Source organism: Streptomyces sp. NBC_00523, from assembly GCF_036346615.1.
GTDB lineage: Bacteria > Actinomycetota > Actinomycetes > Streptomycetales > Streptomycetaceae > Streptomyces.
Window position 1 is genome coordinate 4063029 of the sequence record NZ_CP107836.1, and the last position, 19389, is coordinate 4082417.

At 71.9% G+C, this 19389-nt stretch carries 18 protein-coding genes; 8 read left to right on the forward strand and 10 right to left on the reverse strand.

The genetic code is table 11. The features are described from left to right. Positions 1–29: 29 nt before the first annotated feature. Positions 30–635: a Uma2 family endonuclease gene (locus tag OHS17_RS18420; protein WP_330313050.1), complete on the forward strand. Its 606-nt coding sequence runs from the start codon at positions 30–32 to the stop codon at positions 633–635. Positions 636–699: 64 nt separating this feature from the next. On the opposite strand, the gene OHS17_RS18425 is transcribed toward OHS17_RS18420, so the two are convergent. The 4 genes from OHS17_RS18425 to OHS17_RS18440 all read right to left on the reverse strand — a co-directional run bounded on the left by OHS17_RS18425 (position 700) and on the right by OHS17_RS18440 (position 6082). Next, entirely contained in the window at positions 700–2262 is a 1563-nt protein-coding gene (locus OHS17_RS18425; RefSeq protein WP_330313051.1) for an FG-GAP repeat domain-containing protein, read from the reverse strand. A 293-nt stretch (positions 2263–2555) separates the two neighbouring features. After that, positions 2556–4085 carry a PTS transporter subunit EIIC gene (locus OHS17_RS18430; protein WP_330313052.1) on the reverse strand — a complete coding sequence of 510 codons (1530 nt, stop codon included), beginning with the start codon at positions 4083–4085 and terminating at the stop codon, positions 2556–2558. A 42-nt stretch (positions 4086–4127) separates the two neighbouring features. Then, the gene (gene murQ / locus OHS17_RS18435; protein ID WP_330313053.1) at positions 4128–5084 is read right to left on the reverse strand and encodes an N-acetylmuramic acid 6-phosphate etherase; all 957 of its coding nucleotides are present in this window, start codon (positions 5082–5084) and stop codon (positions 4128–4130) included. 80 nt (positions 5085–5164) lie between these two features. Beyond that, positions 5165–6082, reverse strand: a complete 918-nt coding sequence (locus OHS17_RS18440) for a MurR/RpiR family transcriptional regulator (RefSeq protein ID WP_018101550.1) — start codon at positions 6080–6082, stop codon at positions 5165–5167. Positions 6083–6180: 98 nt separating this feature from the next. Here OHS17_RS18440 and OHS17_RS18445 point away from each other — a divergent pair, with 98 nt between their 5' ends. Continuing rightward, a complete protein-coding gene (locus OHS17_RS18445; protein WP_330313054.1) occupies positions 6181–6573 on the forward strand; it encodes a hypothetical protein in 393 nt (130 codons plus the stop codon). Next, positions 6570–6845 (forward strand): DUF4031 domain-containing protein, encoded by a 276-nt coding sequence (locus OHS17_RS18450; protein ID WP_330313055.1) that lies wholly within the window; start codon positions 6570–6572, stop codon positions 6843–6845. The genes OHS17_RS18445 and OHS17_RS18450 overlap by 4 nt, the downstream gene beginning before the upstream one ends. A 38-nt stretch (positions 6846–6883) precedes the next feature. On the opposite strand, the gene OHS17_RS18455 is transcribed toward OHS17_RS18450, so the two are convergent. Further along, positions 6884–8110, reverse strand: a complete 1227-nt coding sequence (locus tag OHS17_RS18455) for a Cmx/CmrA family chloramphenicol efflux MFS transporter (protein WP_330313056.1) — start codon at positions 8108–8110, stop codon at positions 6884–6886. Positions 8111–8218: 108 nt separating this feature from the next. After that, positions 8219–8881 carry an HD domain-containing protein gene (locus OHS17_RS18460; protein WP_330313057.1) on the reverse strand — a complete coding sequence of 221 codons (663 nt, stop codon included), beginning with the start codon at positions 8879–8881 and terminating at the stop codon, positions 8219–8221. An 82-nt stretch (positions 8882–8963) separates the two neighbouring features. Between OHS17_RS18460 and OHS17_RS18465 the strand changes: the two genes are divergently transcribed. Then, positions 8964–9620, forward strand: a complete 657-nt coding sequence (locus OHS17_RS18465) for a maleylpyruvate isomerase family mycothiol-dependent enzyme (protein WP_330313058.1) — start codon at positions 8964–8966, stop codon at positions 9618–9620. A gap of 35 nt (positions 9621–9655) precedes the next feature. On the opposite strand, the gene OHS17_RS18470 is transcribed toward OHS17_RS18465, so the two are convergent. Together OHS17_RS18470 and OHS17_RS18475 are read right to left on the reverse strand one after the other, a co-directional pair. Further along, on the reverse strand, positions 9656–10204 hold the full coding sequence (locus OHS17_RS18470; RefSeq protein WP_330313059.1) for a hypothetical protein: 549 nt from the start codon (positions 10202–10204) through the stop codon (positions 9656–9658). Continuing rightward, complete coding sequence (locus OHS17_RS18475; protein ID WP_330315289.1) at positions 10201–10746, reverse strand: hypothetical protein; 546 nt, start codon at positions 10744–10746, stop codon at positions 10201–10203. Before OHS17_RS18475 ends, OHS17_RS18470 begins: the two co-directional genes overlap by 4 nt. Before the next feature lie 152 nt (positions 10747–10898). On the opposite strand from OHS17_RS18475, the gene OHS17_RS18480 reads away from it, so the two are divergent. Further along, positions 10899–11540 carry a GNAT family N-acetyltransferase gene (locus OHS17_RS18480; protein ID WP_330313060.1) on the forward strand — a complete coding sequence of 214 codons (642 nt, stop codon included), beginning with the start codon at positions 10899–10901 and terminating at the stop codon, positions 11538–11540. A 54-nt stretch (positions 11541–11594) separates the two neighbouring features. After that, on the forward strand, positions 11595–11972 hold the full coding sequence (locus OHS17_RS18485) for a nuclear transport factor 2 family protein (RefSeq protein ID WP_330313061.1): 378 nt from the start codon (positions 11595–11597) through the stop codon (positions 11970–11972). A 72-nt stretch (positions 11973–12044) separates the two neighbouring features. On the opposite strand, the gene OHS17_RS18490 is transcribed toward OHS17_RS18485, so the two are convergent. Then, entirely contained in the window at positions 12045–12974 is a 930-nt protein-coding gene (locus tag OHS17_RS18490; protein ID WP_330313062.1) for an IS630 family transposase, read from the reverse strand. A gap of 144 nt (positions 12975–13118) precedes the next feature. After that, a complete protein-coding gene (locus OHS17_RS18495; RefSeq protein ID WP_330313063.1) occupies positions 13119–15419 on the reverse strand; it encodes a heavy metal translocating P-type ATPase in 2301 nt (766 codons plus the stop codon). A gap of 269 nt (positions 15420–15688) precedes the next feature. Between OHS17_RS18495 and OHS17_RS18500 the strand changes: the two genes are divergently transcribed. Both OHS17_RS18500 and OHS17_RS18505 read left to right on the forward strand, forming a co-directional pair. Further along, complete coding sequence (locus OHS17_RS18500) at positions 15689–16378, forward strand: copper homeostasis protein CutC (protein ID WP_330313064.1); 690 nt, start codon at positions 15689–15691, stop codon at positions 16376–16378. Positions 16379–16732: 354 nt separating this feature from the next. Then, entirely contained in the window at positions 16733–19369 is a 2637-nt protein-coding gene (locus tag OHS17_RS18505) for a glycoside hydrolase family 9 protein (protein ID WP_330315290.1), read from the forward strand. Positions 19370–19389: the final 20 nt, after the last annotated feature.

Genomic DNA, 19389 nt, shown 5'->3' on the forward strand with positions numbered 1-19389 from the left:
TCGGACAGGCTTCGGAGAAGGGACCCGCGATGACCGCCGCGATGGTCGAACCCCAGCAGGACCCTGAAGGCCGCCAGTGGGACTACCTTCTGCGCACCTGGCAGGAACTGGACGTGCCCGAGGGGTGGCGCGCCGAGATCGACGAGGGGCAGATCGTCTTGGTACCGCCGCCGCATGCACATCACAACGGGATCGCAGCCAAGGTGCAGCGCTGTCTTTACGGGAATCTGCCGGACGAACTGGAGATCTACCAGACGCTGGGCGTGCACGTCGCCCCGCTCGACAAGCTCTACGTCCCCGACCTCGTGGTCATGCCGTCCGAGCTGATCGACGCCGCCGACCCCGGCGTCAGCGCCCCGATGGACGCCTCCGACGCCCTCCTCGTCGTGGAGATCACCTCGAAGGGCAACGCCCGCGAGGACCGCACGAAGAAGTACCGGGCCTACGCCCGGGCCGGGGTGCCGATGTACCTGTTGATCGACCGGTTCGACACCCGGGGCGCCCTGGCCACCCTGTTCACGGAGCCGAGCGAGCACGGCACGTACAAGCACTCCGACGCGGTGCCGTTCGGCAAGCCGCTCGCGCTTCCCGCGCCGTTCGACGTCACGCTGCCCACGGACGGCTTTCCGGTCTGAGGCCTACGACGAAGCGGCGGCCCCCTTGGTGCAGGGGCCGCCGCTCCGGTCGAAGGCGCAGTGATCAGTACAGGCCGTTGTAGATGTTGAAGCCGTAGCCGATCTGTACGCGCTTGGTGATCGTGCCGGTCCCGGTGGACGTGTAGCGGTACAGGTCGCCGTAGCCGTTGACGCCGACCAGGTCGGCCCTGCCGTCGCCGTTGATGTCGCCGGGCGCGGCGAACTTGTTGTAGATGTCGAAGCCGGAGCCGATCTTCACGCGCGCCTTCAGCGGCGCGGACGCCTGGCCCGTGCCCGCGTACAGGTACAGCGTGCCGTCCTTGGCGACGGCCACCACATCGGTCCTGCCGTCGTCGGTGAGGTCGCCGGCGCCGACGATGTGGCGGTACGTGCCGTAGCCGTAGCCGACCTTGATCTTGGCACCGAACTCGGTGAGGCCGTTGCCCGGATACAGGTACAGGTCGCCCTTGGTGTCGCGGGCCAGCAGGTCGCCCTTGCCGTCACCGCTCAGGTCGCCCGGCCCGATGAGATCGTCGTAGGCGCCCCAGCCGCTGCCGAAGGAGTGGTTCCCGATGGTCATCCGGCCGCCCTGGACCTGGAGCAGTTCGGCCCGGCCGTCGACGTCGAGGGAGGAGACGAGCCTCGTCAGCCCGGACTGGGCGGTGTAGTAGAACGTGCGGGGGGCGAACTGTCCGTTGTTCCTGGAGTCGTACCACCACGAACTGCCGTTGTCGGTGGTGCCCACGGCCTCATGCTTGCCGAAGTCGGGGTTGCCGCCCTGGCCGACGAAAAGGGCGGCCTTCTGCCAGCCGAAGGCATCGGCGACACGCGTGCGGAAGGTGCCCTGACCGGTGGACCGGTAGATGTACGTCTCGCCGTTCGGCTTGCGGCCCAGGAGGTCGCCGTGGCCGTCTCCGTTGATGTCGTCGACACCCACGAGCTGGTTGTAGATCTCGAAGCCGTAGCCGATTTTGCTGGGCGCCTTGAAGGGCTTCGCCGCGTCGCCGGTGCCCGCGAGGAAGTACAGGTCGCCACCCCTGGTGCGGGTGACGACATCGCCGAACCCGTCACCGTTGCTGTCGTTGAGGCCGACGATCTGGTCGTACGTCTCCCAGCCGGAGGCCACCTTGACCGCGGGCGCGAAGGGCTCGCCCTTGATGGCGCCGGTGGACGCGTGGAGGTAGACGTCGCCGGAGGGCGTGCGCGCGAGCAGGTCGTTGCGGCCGTCACCGGTCAGGTCGCCAGGGGAGAGGATCTTGTTGTACTTCTGCCAGCCGTCACCGGACCAGGTGGCGGGGGAGGTCCTCTCCTCGCCCGCGCTCGGGTACAGCGTGAGCGTGCCGGTCGCGGACAGCGTGACGATCTCGGGCGGGCCGTCGGCGTTGAGGTCGCCCATCGCGATGATGTCCTTGTGCATCTCCTGCTGGTCGGTGGCGGGGATGCGGAACGGGTAGTCCGGGGCGTACGGGCCCGCCTTGACGTACAGGACGCCGTCCACGCCTCGGTAGATGAGGTCGTTGTCGCCGTTGCCGTTCAGGTCCAGGCGCGGCTTCGTAGTGGCCGGCGTCTCGGGGCCGCCGGAGCCCCTGGAGGCGTCGTCGGCCGAGGCCGGAGCCGCCAGCAGCATGCCGGCGGAGAGAACGAGTGCGGTGCAGGCCGAGATGCGTCTCGCGCGCTTCGCGCGTGCGAGACCGAAACGGCCGGGTGTAGCGGAAGGCAATGTCCCCCCAGGGATTCTCCGCGCATGAGTGTCACCAGCGGGACAGGAGTGATTCAGGCTTGAATCAGCTGGTGTTCACATCGACCCGCGCCGGATCTCCTTGGAGGGGGCTGTTCTCGGCCATCCTTGGCGCACTTTCGGCCACGACGGAGCGGCGGCCCCCGTGGTGAAGGGGGCCGCCGCTCCGTTTCACGCGAGTCTCAGACCGCCGCCGGTGCCTTCGCCGTATCGGAAGGCGTGGCCGGGTCCGGGGTCGCCGTTGCCGTGGCGGCGTCCTCCTCCTGGCTCACGTTGAACTCCGCCAGGAGTTCCCCGCTGAAGCCGAAGAAGTACGTCGCCAGGAAGCCCGCCACATAGCCGACGAGCAGGCCGCCCGCGTAGATGGCGATCGTGGCGCCCAGGCCGTGGTTGCCGTCGAGGAGGGGGAACAGGGCCCAGCCGGAGGGGCCGATCGCGGTGGAGCCGACCGCGTCGCCCAGCTGGTTGAAGAAGCCGCCGAACGCGCCGCCGAACGCGCCGCCCACGCAGGCCGTGATGAACGGGCGGCCCAGCGGGAGCGAGACGCCGTAGATCAGGGGTTCGCCGACGCCGAGGAACCCGGCGGGCAGGGCGGACTTGATGGTCTTGCGGATCGACTCGTTGCGCGGGAGGCGGAAGTACGTGGCGATGGCCGCGCCGACCTGGCCCGCACCGGCCATGGCGAGGATCGGGAGCAGGACCGTGTAGCCCTGCTGCTCGATCAGCGTGGTGTGGATGGGGATCAGCGCCTGGTGCAGGCCCAGCATGACGAGCGGGAGGAAGAAGCCGCCCAGGATCAGGCCCGCGCCCGCGCCGCCGTTGGAGAGCAGCCAGTCCGCGAAGTCGCCGATCGCGGTGGAGACCTCGCCCGCCACGTACATCAGGCCGAAGATCGTGACCAGGCCGGAGATGAGGACCGTCAGCGTCGGCGTGACCAGCACGTCCAGCGCCTCCGGCACCCAGCGGCGGCACCACTTCTCCACGTACACCGCGAGGACCGCCGCGCCGAGGGCGCCGAGGACGCCGCCCTGGCCGGGGGAGAGCTTCTGGCCGAACGCCTCGATGTTCGCGACGCCCGGGAAGACGATGATCGCCGCGACCGCACCGCCCAGGATCGGCGTGCCGCCGAACTCCTTCGCGGTGTTGTAGCCGACGAAGACCGCGATCAGGGCCATGAAGCCGGAGGCCATCGCGGCGAGCGCCGGGGTGACCGACGGCAGCCATTCGAGGTTGACCAGCAGGCCGTTGAGCCCGGCGATGATGCCGCAGCCGATCAGGGCCGGGATCAGCGGCACGAAGATGTTGGCGATCTTGCGCAGGAACAGCTTGAACGGCGTCGCGTTCTTCGCCTTGCGGGCCGCCTTCATCTCGGCGCCCTGCGCGGCCAGCTCCTCCGCCGTGAGCGGGGCGGCGCCGGCCGGGGCCGGGGCGGGGGCCGGGGCCTCCGCCTTCCCCTCCTCGACCAGCTTCTCGAACTCGGGGGTGACGCGGGCGACCGTACCGGGACCGAGCACGATCTGGTACGTGTCGTCCTCGACCACGCCCATGACCGCGGGAACGGCCTTCAGCGCGTCGTCCTGGACGAGCGAACGGTCGTGCAGCCCGAGCCGGAGCCGGGTCATGCAGTGGGCGATGGAGCTGACATTCGCGGCGCCACCGACGAGCGGAAGGATCGCGGCGGCAGTGGCGCGGTTCTTGTCTTCTGTAGCCATGGTGCGTGGTGCCTTGCTGTGCGGGAGAGGTGGTGCGGCAGGTCAGGTGGTGCGGGGGGCGGCGGCGAGCGCGGCGCGGAGGTGGCCGTCCGACTCGGTCAGGAGCGTGGCGGCCGTGGGGCCGTCGACCTGGCCGAGGATCGTCAGGATGGCGTTCTTCACCTCGCCGTCCGTGGCGGCGAGGGCCGCCTCGATCTCCTCGTCGGACGCGCCCGTGGCCAGCGCGACGATGCGCCGGGAGCGGGCCCGCAGCTTCTCGTTGGAGGCACGCACGTCGACCATGAGGTTCCCGTACGTCTTGCCGAGGCGGATCATCGTGATGGTCGAGATCATGTTGAGCACGAGCTTCTGGGCCGTGCCCGCCTTGAGCCGGGTGGAGCCGGTCAGCAGCTCGGGGCCGACGACGACCTCAAGGGGGTGCTCGGCGGCGGCGCCCAGCGCGGAGTCCGCGTTGCACGACAGGCCGAGGGTCAGGGCGCCCTTCGCCCGGGCGTGCTCCACGGCCCCGATCGCGTACGGCGTACGGCCGGAGGCGGAGATGCCGACCACCGTGTCGTCGGCGGTGAGCTCCAGCGCCTCCAGGTCGGCGGCGGCCAGCTCCTTGCTGTCCTCCGCGCCCTCGACGGCGGTGACCATGGCGGACGGGCCGCCCGCGATCAGGCCGATGACGTCGGCCGGGTCGGTGTTGAACGTGGGCGGGCACTCGCTGGCGTCCAGCACGCCCAGCCGTCCCGCGGTGCCCGCGCCCGCGTAGATCAGCCGGCCGCCGCGGGCCATGCGCTGGGCGGTGGCGTCGATCGCGGCGGCGATCTCGGGCAGCCGCTCGGCGACGGCGGCCGGGACGGTCTGGTCCTCGCCGTTCATGATCCGGGCGATGTCCGCCGTGGCCAGCCGGTCGATCTCGGCGAGCTCCGGGCGGAACGCCTCGGTGGTGAGGGTCGCGAGCTCGGCGCGCAGCTCGCCGTAGCCGTCGGGGGTGGCGTCGGTCAGGGAGGTCATGGAGGGCGGCTCTGCTTTCTCGTACGGCGTGCGGTGGCGGGGCGGGTGCGGGGCGCTGCCGGAGGGCGTCCGGGTGACGGTCAGCGGGTGCGCGGGGTGTGGCGGTGGGCCAGCGCCTCGTAGGAGGCGGCGAGGGCCGGGGCGGCCGTCTCGTACGTACGCTGGGCGACGCCTATGAACAGGCAGTCGACCACCAGGAGCTGGCTGGTGCGGCTCGACATCGCGGCCGGGCGCAGCTCGCTCTCGCGCGCCGTGGACGTCGTCAGCACGTGGTCCGCGTACTGCGTGACGGGGCCGTCGGGGCGGCCGGTGATCGCGACCGTCGTCGCGCCCCGGTCGAAGGCGACGCGCAGCGGCTCTATGACGTCGCCCGTCGAGCCGGAGTGCGTGATCGCGATGGCCATGTCGCCGGAGCGGAGCTGCACGGCGTTGGTCACCGCGAGGTGCGGGTCCGTGTGGGAGTGGGCGATGAGTCCGATCCGGGACAGCTTCTGGGCCAGGTCCTGGCCGACGAGGGAGGACGCGCCCACGCCGTAGATGTCGATCCGGCGCGCGGTGGCGGCGGCGGCGACCGCGGCGCCCAGCTGCACCGTGTCGAGCCCGGCGGCGGTGTCGGCGAGGGTCTGCTGCTCGTCGTAGGCCAGCTTGGCGACCACGTCGGCGATGGGGTCGTCCACCGCTATGTCCGCGGTGACGGCGGGGGCGCGGCCGGACTCCTGGTGGGCAGCGAGACCGGCGAGCGCGAGGCGCAGGTCGCGGTAGCCCGGGTACCCCAGGAGGCGGGCGGTGCGGACCACCGTCGCCTCGCTGGTGCCCGTCAGCTCGGCGAGACCGGTGACCGTCAGGGCGGCGCAGCCCGCCGGGTCGCCTGCGACGGCCTCGGCGACGCGCTGCATGGAGCGGGTCATGGACGGCGACAGCGTCCGCACCTTGGCGGCCAGGGCCGCCGGGGCGGGCGGCGAATCCGTACTGAAACTTTCCTTCAGGTCATTGGTCACCTTTGAAAGATATTTTCAAGTCGGAAGGGCGTCAACCCTCTTTGGTGTGACCTTTGGCGAAAGCCGTTGACGCCGCCATACGGGTGGACAATGGCTGCATGGAGCAGAACCCGCCGGGGTCCGACCGGCCCGACCGCCTGGAGCAGGCGCTGCACACCGCCCGCGCCCTCGTCATGGCCGACCTCGCCGCCGGGAACGTCGCCGAGGCGCAGATCGTGTCCATGGTCGAGGACGCCGTGACGCACCGCCGCTGGTGGGTGGAGCAGTGGCCGGAGGGCGCGGAGTTCGTCGTCGGCCTGATCGCCCAGGACGTCCAGGACGCGCTCCTGGAGCGGTACGGCCGCTGGCCGCTCTGCCCGGTCTGCGACGCGGGCGACCCGCACGCGCTGGACGTCGAGCCGGAGCTCGGGCCGCACCCGCACTGGGTCTGCGCCAAGGCCGCGGTGGCGGTCGCACCCGTCGGCGCGCTCAGCGGGATACTCCGGCCGTGACGCTCTACATCGACCCGCCGACCTGGCCCGGGCACGGGCGCCTCTGGTCGCACCTGGTCAGCGATGTGTCCTTCGAGGAGCTGCACGCCTTCGCGGCATCCATCGGCGCCCCGGAGCGGGCGTTCGAGCGCGACCACTACGACATCCCGGAGGCGCGGTACGAGGACGCGGTGCGGGCCGGGGCGCGGGAGATCGGCTCGAAGGAGCTCGTCCGGCGGCTGACCGAGGCCGGGCTGCGGCGGCCGAAGGGGCGCCCGGCGCCGAAGCCGTAAGCCCCTCAAGCCCTCGCCGTACGCCCCCTCCGTACGCCTCAGCCCGTCGCGCACTCCGTCGACTCCACCGGCGCCGCCTGCGGCGAACCCTGCGCCACCAGCCGGGAGGCCGCCGAGCCATGCGCCCGCTGGAGCCGCAGCGAGAACACCACGGCCACCAGTGCCGCCACGGTCATCGCCGCCCCGGCCCAGGCCGTCGCCTCGAAGCCGAAGTCGGCGTCGATCACCGTGCCGCCGAGCCAGGGTCCGCCCGTGTTGCCCAGGTTGAACGCGGCGGTCGTCGTCGCCCCCGCCAGCGTCGGCGCGGCGCCCGCCACGTTGAACATCCGGGCGTTGAGCGCGGGCGCGGTGTAGAACGCCGACAGGCCCAGCAGGAACGACAGCGTGATCACGGCCGCCTGGTTCGACGCGAACAGCGCCAGCGCCCCCAGGAACACCGTCGACGCCGCGATCCCGCTCAGCAGCACCCGGAAGAGGTGCGCGTCCGCGACCCGGCCGCCGATCGTCGTACCGACCAGGGCGCCCACGCCGAACAGCGCGAGGACGGTGGGTACCCAGCCCGAGTCCAGACCGGCCACGTCCGTCAGCAGCGGCGCGAGGTAGCTGAACGCGCAGAACACCCCGCCCGCCGCGAGCGCGGTGATCACGATCGACAGCCACACCTGGCGGTCGCGGTAGATGCCCATCTCCCGCTTGAGCTGCGGCTTCTCCTCGGGCAGCGGGATGCGCGGGATCAGCGTCATCACGCCGGCCAGGGCCACCGCGGAGGCCGCGCCGACCGCCCAGAACGCGGACCGCCAGCCCAGGTTCTCGCCGAGGAACGCGCCCAGCGGGACGCCCAGCACGTTCGCGATGGACAGCCCGCCGATCATCACGGCCATGGCGCGGGCCCGCGCGTTCACCGGCACCATCGCGATGGCGACGGCCGCCCCGACCGCCCAGAAACCGGCGCACGCGAACGCGCTGACCACGCGGGACGCGAACAGCACCTCGTACGTCGGCGCGAGCGCACCCGCGACCTGGCCGAGACCGAACACCGAGATCAGCGCGATGAGCGTCGTGCGGCGCGGCAGCCGCAGCGTCGCCACGGCGAGCAGCGGGGCGCCGACGACCATGCCGATCGCGAACGCGGATATGAGGAGTCCGGCGCGCGGAATCGACACGTCCATGTCGTCGGCGATCGGGGGCAGCAGCCCGGAGAGCATGAACTCGCTCGTGCCCAGGGCGAAGACCGAGAGGCCGAGAATGTATACGGCCAGGGGCATACGGGAAGAGGCGCGCGCGGAGTCAGGCATGACAGGTCGCAACAGCGGAAACGTTCCTGACATTCCCCGGCCGCCCGGCACATTCCCCGGCTGCCCGGCCGCCACGGCTCAGTGCGTGAGCAGTTCGAGCTCCGTCAGCAGGTTCTGCCGCGCCTTCGGCTCCCACTCCCTCATGCCGTACGGCGTACGGAACAACTGCGGCAGTCCCAGGAGCTGCCGCAGCACCGCCGCCCGCCCCTCGCGGAACGCCTCGTCCGGCACGAAGCCGTACTCCTCGCGGACCTGCGCCGCGTACTCCCCGTACTCCTTCGGCGGCGCCGCGAGGATGGCCAGGTCCGCGTCGCACAGCACCTCGCCGTTGGTGTCGCCGGTGGCCGGGTCGTGCGTGACGGTGAGCCGGACGAGCCGGGCGACCTCCCCGGTCACCGCGTCCGGCACCCCGGCCTCCGGGAGCGCCCGCTCGGCGAGCACCGCGCTGCGCTCCTCGTTCTCCGACCGGTCGGGCCGGTACACCGCGTCGTGGAACCAGGCCGCCAGCCGTACGGCGTCCGCGTCGGCGGCGTGCCCGGCGAGGGTGTCGATCCGGTCCAGGACCGCCGCGAGGTGGGCGATGGTGTGGTACTTGCGCTGCGGCTCGGCCCAGCGGGCGAGGAGGTTGTCGGCGTACGGAAGCGGATCGGGCCCGTCTGCGCCGCCCCGGGCCGCGACGAGGGCGTCGTGCCAGCGGGTGCGGAGCGCATCCTCGTACTGCGTGCGGTGGTCGTCCGTCATGCGTACGAGGGTAGGCCCGGCGGCCGGTCGCGGCGCGGGCCGCCCGAAGTCCCCTTCCGCAGGCGGGCGTTATGTTGTGGCCATGGCTGACGAACGTGATCCGGAACTGCCCGGTCTGCTGCTGCGCACCGAGCGGGACGTCTTCGTACCGCTGCTGCGCCAGGCGGACGACCGCGACTTCGAGCTGCGCACCGCCTGCCCCGGCTGGACCGTGCGGGACGTGCTCGCGCACTGCGGGGCCGCGCTGACGCGGGTGGTGGAGGGCCGGTTCGAGCCGGGGGTGTTCAGCCCCGAGGCCAATGACCGGGACATCGCGGAGCGGGCCGACTGGACGAACGCGCGCGTCGTGGACGAGCTGGAACGCGGGATGACCGAGGCGGGCGCGGTCATCGCGGCGGCGGGCGGGGCGATGGACGGGATCGCGCTCGGCGAGTGGGTGCACGCGGGGGACGTGCGCGAGGCGTTCGGGGCCGAGGGGGCCTATGCGGGGGCCGGGCTCGCCCCCGCCCTGGACCTGCTCGCGGCGGTGTCCCGGAAGCGGAGCCCGGTCCCGCTCACCGCCCGGCTGACCGGCCCGGACGGCGAGCTGCGGCTCGGCCCGGAGGACGGCGGCCGGGAGCCGGGCCGGTACGCCGGGGACGGGGCGACGCTGATCCGGCTGTACGCGGGCCGGCCGCTGACCGGCACGCGGTACGAGCTGTCCGGGGCGCGGGAGGGCGAGCTGAACCTCTTCGGCTGAGGCGGGGGGCGGTGCGGTGCGGCGCGCCCCGCCGCTCAGGCGGTGGCGGGCAGACCGAAGTGGTCGGCGATGATCCGCAGGGTCACGGCGCCGTCCGCGTTGAACCCGGGCTCGGTCTCGTACCGCGGGGTCTCCCGGCCGACGATCCCGGCGGCCAGCAGCTCGCGTACGAGCAGGTCGCCGGAGCGGCGGGACTCGCGACGGGCGCCCAGGTTGAAGTACGTGGTCGAGAAGCCGCCCCTGCTGTGGATGAAGTGGAACGGGTGCGCCTCGCAGTGCGGGACCGAGTAGTTCTGCCCATGGGGGCACGCGCAGGCCGGGGTGGAGGCCAGGAACACGGTTTCCAGGGGATTGGGACGGCCGAAGCGTTCCTCGTAACGGAATCCGGTGAGGTAACCCGCCCGCGTCGCGAGGTCGCCGCCCTTGTACGTGGCCGCGTCGTGCGTCAGCCAGGCCCAGCCGTCGGACGCGCCCTGCGTACGGGCGGGGAGGCCCAGGTCCGTGTAGATCCCGCTCAGGGCAGGCAGGTCGAGGCCCTTGGCGTACGTGACGAACGTGTCCGGGGCGATGAAGGGGACGCTCACAGCGCCGCCACCTCCGGGGCGAGCGGCGGCGAGGGCAGACCGAAGCAGGCGGCTATCGCGCGCATGATCCGCTCCCTCTTGTCGAAGTCGTGCACGTCGCAGTCGTGGCTCGGATCGGTCTCCCAGGCCACGCATTCCGCGTCGGGGCCTATGAGATTCGCCGCGAGCAGTTCGGCGGACATGTAGTCGGGGTTGTCGCCGACGCGCTCCTCCACGTCCTCGAAGCTGAAGTGGACGATCCACTTCCCGTCGCGCAGATACGTGAAGCTCGGCCCGTGCGCCTTGGCGCTGCACGGCTCGGTCACGATGACCACGATCTCGCCCCCGGACGCGCAGATGCGCGTGTAGTCGATGTCGTCGTAGTCCTCGATCTCCCAGTTGGCCATGTCATGCACGGCCCATGCCCAACCTCCTGCCTCGCCCTCGGCGAGCGCCTCACGATTCTGCTCCCGCACCCCCGCCACGAGCGCGTCCCGGGACAACCCCCGGGCGAACACGAGGTTGACCTCGTGCCCGGGGAACTCGCACGCACTGTCGATCAAAGTCATGCGGCGAGCGTAGACGGGGGGACTGACAAAGGGGGTTGGGGGGCGGCGGGCGGCCATATTCGGGCGACATGGGGGGCGGGGCTCTGGGAATCTACGCGCGGGCGTGGGCCCGTTGATTCCTTGGTGCCGACTGGATGGGGTGAGCGATGACTTTCGTGCTGGTGGGGCCGGTTCTGGAAGGTTCTCGGGTGCGGCTCGAACCGCTCGAACACCGGCACGCGGAGGGGCTGTTGCTCGCGGGGCAGGAGGACCGGAGTTCGTACGGCTACACCTGGGTGCCCGGGCCCGGGGAGGTCGAGGGGTACATCGACGCGCAGTTGGGGCGCGCCGCCGACGGGAAGCTCGCGCCCTACGTCCAGGTGGACCGGGGGTCCGGGCGGGTCATCGGGGCCACGGCCTTCTGGGAGCCGCGGTACTGGATGGGCGACGACAGTCTCACCGCCATCGAGGTCGGCTTCACCTGGCTCGCCGCGTCCGCGCAGGGCACCGGGGTGAACACCGAGTCCAAGTACCTGCTCTTCCGGCACGCGTTCGAGGAGTGGGGTGTTTCGCGCGTCGACCTCAAGACCGATGCGCGCAACCAGCGCTCGCGCGCCGCGATCCAGTCGGTGGGCGCCACGTTCGAGGGCGTGCTGCGGAACTGGTCGCCTTCGTGGGTGCCGGGGGAGGAGGGGCGGTTGCGGGATTCGGCGATCTTTTCGATTACGAGGGAGGAGTGGGCGGCCGTGCGGGGGCGCCTGGAGGCGCGGATGGGGGCCGGGTGCTGTGACCGGGATGGTTCACCGTGATCGGAAGGCGGCTCGTGGGGCGAGCGCACGCGAAACGGCTGGTATTACTGGGGCATGCAGGAAGAGACCGCACGCTCCGCGATCGACACGTTCATCTCCGCGTTCAACGCCTCGGACGACAGCTATGTGACTGCCCTGCTCTCCCAGGCCCTGACCTCGGACGTGGTCTTCTGGGGCCCGTTGGGTCGCAGCGAAGGAATCGCGGCGGTCGAGCGGTTCGTGCTGGACATCCGGCGCCACCCGGCGGGGACCGGCACGATGGTGCGCTGCTCAGCGGTGGACATGCCTGACGAATGGGCCCGGTACCAGTGGGTCTTCACCACGCCTGATGGAGGCCCCCGCCTGGCGGGAACGGATGTCGTCCATCTGCGACGGAGCCTCATCGACCAGGTCATCGTCTTCGCGGGGGAGATCGAGCCGTCCGTCTCCTGAGTCATCCTTCTGTCGCTGTCCTTCTCCTGCAACTTGCCCCGCCGGCGTTCGGGAGCTGCTGTTCACGGCTGGTCAGGCTGCGGTGTTGAGGGGGCGTCCGCCCCAGCGGATGCCCTTTTCGCTGCGGATGTGGGCGCGTTCCTTGCGTTGGGCGGCGAGTACGTCAGGGTGGCGGGCGTTGGTGTTGCGCCAGCGCAGGTAGCGGTGCAGTACCTGGGTTTGCGCGGGGTGGCTGCGGTGGTGGGAGTTGGCCAGGGTGAACTGCCGCAGCGGGCCGAAGTGGGCCTCGATCGGGTCGGCCCAGGAAGCGTAGGTCGGGGTGTAGCACAGCTCGACCTTGTTCTTCTTCGCCCAGCGGCGGATGTCCGCGCCGGTGTGGGCGGAGAGGTTGTCCAGGATGATGGAGATCGGGGCGCCGTCGGGCCGGGCGGCGCGGATCGACTTGAGCGCGGCCAGGGTGTTGGCGGTGCCCTTGCGGCAGCGGTTGACGCCCCACAGGCGGTCGTCGCCCACGGAGTAGCAGCCGTGGAAGTAGGTGACGCCGTGGGTGCGGCGGTAGGTTGCCGGCAGCCGGTTGGGCTTGCCCTGCTTCGCCCAGCAGGAGCCTGCGGTGGGCCGGATCCCCCGGGGCCCGAACTCGTCGAAGGCGAAGACCCGGTCCGGGAAGCGTTCCAGCACCTGCTCGATCCGGTCCAGCTTGGCGTCGCGATCAGGGTCGGGTGACTCCTTCCAGGTCTTGGTGCGTTGGAAGGTGGTGCCGCGGCGCCGGAGCAGGCACCGTAGGGCTTCACGGCCGATGCGGATGACGCGGCCGTGCACTTTCCGCAGGTAGGCGACGAGTTCCAGCTGGGCGATCACCGGCACCCGGTTCCCGCCGGCCGAGGCCAGCAGCATCATCGCGCGCCGGTAGCGCACCGAACTCGTGCTGCCCCGGCGCACGATCTGCTGCAGCTTCTGCCCCTCCTGGTCGGTCAGTCTGCGCACACGGACAGGCTCGGCCACCGCGCCTCCAGCGATCGGATCGGACGTCGCCGCACATCCAACCGTCGCGACCACCAACCCGGCGACCCTTACCGGTCAGAGCAACTAGGCGGCTTTCCGGGGCGACCCCGTGGGCTTGGGGCCACCCCGTGAGCGGTTCCGTCCTCAGACGCCGGACGGGCTGGGTGTGTCGGACGGGCTGGGTTTGAACCCGCGCAGGCGCAACGAGTTGCCGACCACGAAGACCGACGAGAAGGCCATCGCCGCGCCCGCGATCATCGGGTTCAGCAGGCCCGCCGCGGCCAGCGGGAGCGCTGCCACGTTGTACGCGAAGGCCCAGAAGAGGTTCGTCCGGATCGTGCTCAGGGTCCGGCGGGCCAGGCGGATCGCGTCCGGGGCCGCGCGGAGGTCGCCGCGGACCAGGGTCAGGTCGCCCGCCTCGATCGCCGCGTCGGTGCCCGTGCCCATCGCCAGGCCGAGGTCGGCCTGGGCCAGCGCGGCGGCGTCGTTCACGCCGTCGCCGACCATCGCCACCGAGCGGCCCTCCGCCTGGAGGCGCTTGACGACGTCCACCTTGTCCTGAGGCATGACCTCCGCGTACACCTCGTCGATCCCGACCTCGGCCGCGACCGACTCCGCCACCGCCCGGTTGTCGCCGGTCAGCAGGATGGGGGTCAGGCCCAGGCGGCGCAGGCGGCCGATCGCCTCCGCGCTGGTGTCCTTCACCGCGTCGGCCACTTCGAGCACCGCGCGCGCCTCGCCGTCCCAGGCGACCGCGATGGCCGTCCGTCCGGCGGCCTCCGCCTCGGCCTTGCGGGCGGCCAGGCCGGCCGGGAGGCGTATCTCCCACTCCGCGAGGAGCTGTTCGCGGCCGACGAGGACCGCGTGGCCGTCGACCACGCCCTGCACCCCCAGACCGGGGACGTTCGCGAAGTCCTCCGGAGTGGGAAGAGCCGCGCCCGTGCGTTCCGCGGCTCCGGTCGCCACCGCCTGGGCGATGGGGTGTTCGGAGGCGTGTTCCAGGGCTCCGGCGAGGCGCAGGGCTTCGGATTCCGTGGTTCCGGGGGCCGTGTGCACGGTCTGGAGGGTCATCCGGCCCGTCGTCACCGTGCCCGTCTTGTCCAGGACGATCGTGTCGACCCGGCGGGTGGACTCCAGGACCTCGGGGCCCTTGATCAGGATGCCGAGCTGGGCGCCGCGCCCCGTACCGACCATGAGCGCGGTCGGCGTGGCGAGGCCGAGCGCGCACGGGCAGGCGATGATCAGGACCGCCACCGCCGCTGTGAACGCGGCCGTGATCCCCGCGCCGTCCGCCAGCCAGAAGCCCAACGTGCCGAGCGCGAGCGCGATGACCACGGGGACGAACACCGCCGAGATCCGGTCCGCGAGGCGCTGCGCGCCCGCCTTGCCGTTCTGCGCGTCCTCGACCAGCTTCGCCATCCGGGCGAGCTGCGTGTCCGCGCCGACCCGGGTCGCCTCGACCACGAGGCGACCGCCCGCGTTGAGGGTCGCGCCGGTCACCGTGTCGCCGACGGCGACCTCGACCGGGACGGACTCGCCGGTGAGCATGGACGCGTCGACCGCCGAGGAGCCCTCGACCACCGTGCCGTCCGTGGCGATCTTCTCGCCGGGGCGCACGAGGAAGCGGTCGCCGACGTGGAGGTCCGCCGTGTCCACGGTCACCTCGCGGCCGTCGCGCAGGACGGCGACCTCCTTGGCGCCCAGTTCGAGGAGCGCCTTCAGCGCGGCGCCCGCCTTCCGCTTCGACCGGGCCTCGAAGTAGCGCCCGGCGAGGATGAACGCGGTGACGCCGGCCGCCGCCTCCAGATAGATGTTCCCCGCGCCGTCGGTGCGGCCGATGGTCAGCTCGAACGGGTGCGTCATGCCGGTCATCCCGGCCGTGCCGAAGAACAGCGCCCACAGCGACCACAGGAACGCGGCCGACGTACCGAGCGAGATGAGCGTGTCCATCGTCGCCGCGCCGTGCCGCGCGTTCGTCCACGCGGCCCGGTGGAACGGCCAGCCCGCGTACGTGACGACGGGGGCGGTGAGGGTGAGCGCGAGCCACTGCCAGTTGTCGAACTGGAGCGCCGGGATCATCGACATCGCGACCACCGGCACCGCGAGGAGCACGGCCGTGATCAGCCGCTGCCGCAGGGTGTCGGGCGCCTGCGGGGCGGGTACGGCCGCCTCTTCCGTCGTACGTGCCGGAGGCGCGGGTTCGTGCGCGGTGTAGCCGGTCTTCTCGACCGTGGCGACGAGGTCCTGTACGGAGGCGGCGGCGCCGTCGTAGGTGACGTGGGCCTTCTCCGTGGCGTAGTTCACGGTGGCCGTGACGCCGTCCATCCGGTTGAGCTTCTTCTCGATACGGGCCGCGCAGGAGGCGCAGGTCATGCCGCCGATGGCCAGCTCTACCTCGGCCTGTGCGGCGTGCGCTGGGTGCGCGGTGTGCGTGGGCGCTGACACGGGGCGGCCCTCCTCGTGGTGGTCCCCGGATACCCTGGCGTAGGTACCCCTGGGGGGTATCTCTTCTCCTTCCATGTATACCCCCACCCCCTATGTCGAGGCAAGGGTGATCCTTTGCGGATGAACGGGCTCCGCCGGTCGGTCGCTTGTCGGCCGTTTGGCCTCGCGTATCTTCACGTTCGCGGTCAGGGCTGCGCCGTCGGCCTACCGCCCCGTAGGCTGGGCCATTGGACTAGACCTGTAGCTGCTTCCTGGAGGATTGGGATCCCATGAGCAACCGTGCAGTCCTGGAGGTGATCGCTCTCGACGCGGAGGACGCGGTCGCTGCCCAGGCGGGTGGTGCGGACCGGCTTGAGCTGGTCACCGACATGGCGGCGGACGGCCTCACCCCGTCCTGTGCGACCTTCGCGGCGATCCGCGCCGCGGTGGACATTCCGCTTCGGGTGATGCTCCGGGTCGCCGACGGCTTCGCGGCCGGTGACGTCGAGATACTCGTACGCAAGGCGCGGGAGCTGCGGGCGGAGGGGGCGGACGAGTTCGTGCTCGGCTTCCTGGACGCGGACGGGAACCCCGACCTCGTCGCGGTCGAACGGCTCGTCGCCGCGCTGGACGGCTGCCGGTGGACGTTCCACCGGGCGATCGACCGGGCGGCCGACCGGGACGCGCTGCGCAAGGCGCTCGCGGATCTGCCGGGGCTCGACACGTATCTGACGGCCGGGGCGGCGGCGGGCGTGGACGCCGGGATACCGACGCTGGTGGCCGAGGCGGGACGGCGGGGCGAACCCGGGTACGAGCCGCGGATTCTTGTGGGGGGCGGGTTGCGGCTGGAGCACCTTCCGGCGCTCCTGGACGCGGGTATCGACGCCGTGCACATCGGTGGCGCGGCGCGGCCCGGTGGCTGGGCCGGGCCGGTGGACGCGGATGCGGTACGGGAGTGGCGGGCGGTGCTCGACCGCTAGGCGCGGGGCGTGGGGGCGGTGCGGTGCCGCCGGGTGCGCCCGTTGCGCGCCGTTCCCGCGGGGGCGCTGCCCCCGGACCCCCGCTCCTCAAACGCCGGAGGGGCTGATTTCGGTGGTGGCGCCGGGAAACCCAGCCCGTCCGGCGATTGAGGACGGAACCCTTGCCCCGGACCGGGGCGACCAAGTCGCGGGCCGGAACGTCGTTCTGTCATGACCCTGGCGCAACCGCCGCCCCCCGCCCCACAATGGCCTCGCGGTGATGGGATCGCTCCCATGGCGCGCCTCCCCGGCATGCCCATCTGTTGTGGGAGCGCTCCCATCTCGCTCTTCCGGCCCCACGACGAAAGGCTCCAGGTGAACGTCTCCTCGCCCCCGTCCTTCGTTCGGCGCAGGCGCCGCGCGATTGGTGTGCTGGCGGCTGCCGCGCTCTGCGGCGGCATTCTGACCGCGCCCGGTGCCGTCGCCGCCGACGGCGACCCCGCTCCGGAGCAGATCACCAATGGTGACTTCTCCGCGGGGGTCGCGCCCTGGTGGTCGACGGCCAATGCGCCGGTCGCCGTGGTGGACGGGCGGCTGTGTGCCGACGTGCCGGGCGGGACCGCCAACCCATGGGACGCGATCGTCGGGCAGAACGACATCCCGCTCGTCGCGGGGGAGGCGTACACCCTGACGTACACGGCGAGTTCGACCGTACCGCTGTCCATTCACACCAACGTGCAGATGGCGACGGACCCGTACACCGCCGACCTGTCCGCGACGGATCAGATCGGGGCCGAGGCGGCCGTCCACACGCACGTCTTCACGGCGTCCGCCGACCAGGACGCCGCGCAGGTCGCCTTCCAGGTCGGCGGGGGCGCGAACGCGGCGACCTTCTGCGTGGACGACGTGTCGCTGCGCGGGGGCGCCGAGCCGCCCGTGTACGAGCCGGACACCGGGTCCCCCGTGCGGGTCAACCAGGTCGGCTACCTCCCCAAGGGCCCGAAGACCGGCACCCTGGTCACCGACGCGACCGACCCGCTGCCGTGGGCGCTGAAGGCGGCCGACGGGGCGACCGTCGCGAGCGGGACGACCAAGCCCGGCGGCGAGGACCCGACCTCGCGGCAGAACGTGCAGACCTTCGACTTCAGCGACGCCACCGCCACCGGCGACGGCTTCACGATCGAGGCGGACGGGCAGGTCAGCGAGCCCTTCTCGATCCGGGCGGACCTGTACGACGGCCTCCGGTCCGACTCGCTGGCGTACTTCTACCAGAACCGCAGCGGCATCGCGATCGACGCGGACCTCGTCGGCGAGGAGTACGCGCGCCCGGCCGGCCACCTCGGGGTGGCGCCGAACAAGGGCGACACGGACGTGCCCTGCCAGGCGGGCGTCTGCGACTACCGGCTCGACGTGCGCGGCGGCTGGTACGACGCCGGGGACCACGGCAAGTACGTCGTGAACGGCGGCATCGCGGTCGCCGAGCTGATGGACACCTACGAGCGCACGCTGACCGCCGACGGCGCGGAGGCGGCCGAGCTGGGCGACGGCGCGCTGCGGGTGCCCGAGCACGGCAACGACGTGCCGGACATCCTCGACGAGGCGCGCTGGGAGCTGGAGTTCCTGATGCGCATGCAGGTCCCGGCCGGGCAGCCGCTCGCGGGCATGGCCCACCACAAGGTGCACGACGCCAACTGGACCGGCATCCCGATGCGGCCCGAACTCGACCCGGAGCAGCGCGAACTGCACCCGCCGACGACCGCCGCGACCCTGAATCTCGCCGCGACGGCCGCCCAATGCGCCCGGCTGTACGCCCCGTTCGACGCGGAGTTCGCCGCTCAGTGCCGTACCGCCGCCGAGGCCGCGTGGACCGCCGCGAAGGCACATCCGGCGGTGTACGCCAGCCCGGCCGACGGCGTCGGGGGCGGGACGTACGAGGACAACGACGTGAGCGACGAGTTCTACTGGGCCGCCGCCGAGCTGTTCACCACGACCGGCAAGGACACGTACCGCCAGGCGCTGCTGGACTCGCCGCTGCACGGTGACGTGGACGCGGCCTTCCCCGCCGACGGCGGGATGTGGTGGGGCGGCACCGCCGGGCTCGGCGTGCTGACCCTGGCCACGGTCCCGAACGACCTGACGGCCGCCCAGCTCGCGGACGTACGCAACGTCGTGACGACCGCCGCCGACCAGTACAAGGCGCAGACCGAGGACCAGCTGTACGGCGTGCCGTACGCGCCCAAGGACCTGAACTACGCCTGGGGTTCGAACAGTCAGGTCCTGAACAACATGATCGTGCTGGCGACCGCCGCCGACCTCACCGGTGACACCGGCTACCGGGACGCGGTGCTGCGCGGCGCGGACTACCTCTTCGGGCGCAACCCGCTGAACCAGTCGTACGTCACCGGCTACGGCGAGCGGTACTCGCAGAACCAGCACCACCGGTTCTGGGCACACGAGTCCGACCCGTCCCTGCCGCACCCGCCCGCCGGGTCCCTCGCGGGCGGGCCCAACCTGACCGCGCCGACCTCGGGCGACCCGGAGGCCGCCGCGAAGCTCAAGGGGTGCGCGGCCGCGATGTGCTACCTGGACGACAACGGCTCGTACGCCACCAACGAGGTCGCGGTGAACTGGAACGCCCCGCTGGCCTACATCGCCTCCTACCTGGACGACGCGGGCGACGCCACCGGTCCGGAGCGGGCCTGCCAGGTCACGTACTCCTCGCACCCGTGGAACACCGGCTCGACCACCACGGTCACGGTGAAGAACACCGGCAGCAAGGCCGTCACGCCGTGGTCCCTGACCTGGCTGCTGCCCGGCGACCAGAAGCTCAGCCACACCTGGAGCGCCGAACTCGGCCAGTACGGACGGACGGTGACGGCCGCGCCGCTGTCCTGGAACCGGACGCTGGCACCCGGAGCCTCGATCGACTTCGGGTTCAACAGCAGCCGCACGGGCCCGGCGGCCGACCCGGGCACCGTGAAGCTGAACGGGCGTGCCTGCACGGCGGGTTGATGACCGGGCGGGGGCGGGGG